Source organism: Phreatobacter sp., from assembly GCF_030691135.1.
Classification (GTDB): Bacteria; Pseudomonadota; Alphaproteobacteria; order Rhizobiales; family Phreatobacteraceae; genus Phreatobacter.
In genome coordinates, this window is the sequence record NZ_JAUYFA010000022.1 from 1 (window position 1) to 3,195 (window position 3,195).

The 3,195-nt window shown below is 70.3% G+C and carries 1 protein-coding gene and 1 pseudogene; one reads left to right on the plus strand and one right to left on the minus strand.

What is annotated here, in order from left to right; genetic code table 11:
- A partial coding sequence (gene fliP / locus Q8O26_RS03420; RefSeq protein WP_305573496.1) for a flagellar type III secretion system pore protein FliP occupies positions 1-680 on the plus strand: 680 nt, incomplete at its 5' end.
- Between the two features lie 41 nt (positions 681-721).
- Here fliP and Q8O26_RS03425 read toward each other — a convergent pair.
- Positions 722-3,195, minus strand: a pseudogene (locus Q8O26_RS03425) (tetratricopeptide repeat protein); the annotation flags it as partial.

A 3,195-nucleotide genomic window follows, 5' to 3' on the forward strand; every position in this document is an offset into this window, starting at 1 on the left:
GTCCGGCCGCCGCCCAGGACATCTCGATCAATCTCGGCCAGGGTGCCGGCGACAACGAGCGGGTCATCCAGCTCATCGGCCACATCACCCTCCTGTCGGTCGCCCCGTCGATCCTGATCATGGTGACGAGCTTCGTGCGCATCGCCGTGGTGCTCTCGCTGCTGCGCACGGCCATCGGCACCCAGACCGCGCCGCCCAACGCCGTCATCGTCGGCCTGTCGCTCTTCCTGACCGGCTTCGTCATGGCGCCGACGCTACAGCAGAGCTACGACCTCGGCGTCAGGCCGCTGATCGAGAACCAGATCGAACTGCCACAGGCCTTCGAGCGCGCTTCGGGGCCCTTCCGCGACTTCATGCTGAAACACGTGCGGGAAAATGACCTGGCGCTGTTCCAGGAGCTGTCCCGCGAGCCGGTGCCGGCGACCCCCCAGGAGGTCTCGTTCCGCGTTCTCGTCCCCGCCTTCATGATCTCCGAGTTGCGCCGCGCCTTCGAGATCGCCTTCCTGCTCTTCGTGCCCTTCCTCGTCATCGACCTGGTCGTGGCCTCGGTCCTCATGTCGATGGGCATGATGATGTTGCCGCCGATCACGGTCTCGATGCCGTTCAAGCTGATCTTCTTCGTGCTCGTCGACGGCTGGAATCTCGTCGCCGGCAGCCTGGTGCGAAGTTTCGGCACCTAGCGCGGCTGTTGCCGTCCGGACGATGCTGAGCCCGGCCCGCCTCAGCCTTGGCGCGGCGTTCCGGTCGGCGTATCGGACTGCTGCTGCGGCGTCCCCGCCCCCGGCGTCTCGCTCGGATAACGCTCGCGGTAGTTCTGCAGGAAGCCGTCCAGCGTGTCGCGGTCGGCGATCGAACGGGCGATCTCGCGATATTCGACGCCGCGCGCCTCGATGGGCGAGGTCACCACGTCGAAGGAGCGCTCGTCCGGCGTTCCCTTCATGGCGTCGCGCCAGCGGTTGCGCAGGCGATCGAGGCCGAGCGTGTCGTCGACCAGCGCATAGCCGATCGCCGCCCTGAGGAGATGACGCCGCTCTTCACCGCCGAGAGGGGCATTGCCGGAGCGCGCCGACACCCAGCGCTCGCTCTGCTCGGCCGACTCGCGGTGCCGCTGGGCGCCCCAGTGGATGTCGGCACGCAGCATTTCGGCCTCGGGCGACCGGATGCCGGAGAGCATTTCCAGCGCCTGGTCCGGCCGGTTGGCATCGGCATGGGCGCGTGCCTCGAGCAGGTAGCGCTGGACCCGCAGTTCCTCCGGCAGATCGGCGAGGCGCGTGGCGCGCAGCGCCTGGAGGGCCGCCGCAGGCTTGCGGTTGCTCAGATGGATCAAGGCCAGCCGGGCCGCGACCTGCGACCGCGCCGCGCCCGTCAGGCGCCGATCGATCTGGTGCTGCAGCAGCGCGGCCGCCTGATCGAGGAGGTCCATGCCGGCGAGCCGGTCGGCGAGGCGCCGGATGATCTCGTCGCCGCGGCGCCCCTGCGGGGTCATGTCGCGGAAATCGTAATAGAGCGCCAGCGCATCGACCGGCTTCATCTGATCGGCATTGCCGTCCAGGAACAGCCGCTCGAAATGGCGGGCGACATCGTCCTGCATGCCGCGGACCGATTCCGAGCGGGGATGGGCGCGCATCGCCAGCCGCATGGTGGTGAAGGCTTCGCGGAACTGGCCCTGATCGGCATAGAGCTTGGCGAGAAGGGCGAGCGTGCGGGCCTCGACCTCGTCGCCGCGCCAGCCGTAGCTCTGCACCTCGAGCTCCTCGATCGCCGCCTTGCGGTCGATCTCGCCGAGACGGTGGCGGGCGGCGACCAGCCGTTGCTCGGCATCGGCACGGACGGGCAGGTCGACGCCGTTGGCGGCGCGGACATAGGCGACGAGGGCCTCGCGGTCCATGCCCTTGGCCTCGGCAACGCGCCCGCGCAGCAATGCGAACTGCTGCTCGGCGGCCGGCGGAACGCCGATCTCCTGCAGCTCGGCGAGATGCTTGTCGGCGCGCTCGACGGCACCGCTGTCGAGCGCCGCCTCGATGGCGCGCACCAGGATCGCCCGCGCCAGCGGATGCGGCAGGGTGGCCGGCGACACGTCGGAACCCTCGAACATGTCGTGCGCCTCGCGCGACCGCCCGTCCATGGCGAGCGCCGTCGCGCGCCACAGGGCGACGTCCGGCGCATTGGCCATGGCCGGATGGGCGAATTCCCGCATCGCGTCGGCCGGCCGGTGCATCATGATCGAGACCACGCCCCGCAGCCCCTGGATCGTGCCGTCCTCGGCGATCCGCCGGTCCTGGCGCACGATGGCGTCGAGGACGGACTTCGCCTCCGGCCAGCGCTGCTGCGCCATGTAGAAGCGCATGAGATCGAGGCGCTTCGCCGTGCGCTGCGTGTCGTGGACCGCCGAAGCGGTGGCGAGGAGATCGCTCTCGCGCTCGCGGAACGGCGCGAGCTCGTCCGCCGCCCAGAGTTCGAGATCGAAGGTGATGGTGCGGGGCCGGCGGACCATACGCTGCAATGCAGGCGGCCTTGCGAGGCCGGCGCTCAGCTGCAGGCCGAAGGGCCGACCGATATTCACCTGATCGCCGGAGATGGTGACCGTCAGATCGTCGGCGAGAGGCTGGAACACGAGACCGTGGCTGCCCGCCAGCGCCACGAACTCGACCATTTCGCGCGGCTGGACGAAGGAGCGGGCTGGCCCTGCACCGGTGACCACCAGGAGCGTGTCACCCGCCAGCGGGTCGGCGAGGCGATGGACCGATCCGGCATTGGGAAAATCGACCGTCGCGATGAGCCTGTCGCCCTGCTCGCTGGCGCGGGCGAGATGCATCGGGCGCGGCGGCTCCAGCACGCTGTCGGCCAGCGTCACGATCCAGGCGAGACCGTCACGGCTGGCCGATGCGAGGCTCTGTCGCTCGAGGCCGATGCGCACCGCGATACCGTTGCGCGAGCGGGAGGCGTCGACGGAGGAGAAGATGCCGGCAGCCTCGGCCTGGAGCCCGGCGAGGGCGACCTCCTCGAGCGTGTCGAAGACGAGCCAGAGCGTGTCGCCGCGTTGGAAGACGGCACCGGGCGTATCGCGGGTGAAGGGCACGAGAATGCGGACGGTGCCGCCGGCCCGGCGGGCCTGCATGGCGACAGGGCCGGTGGGCGCCGGCGCGGGCTGGGCGGCGGGATCGGCGGTCTCGACACGCGGCGGCGCGGCGGTCG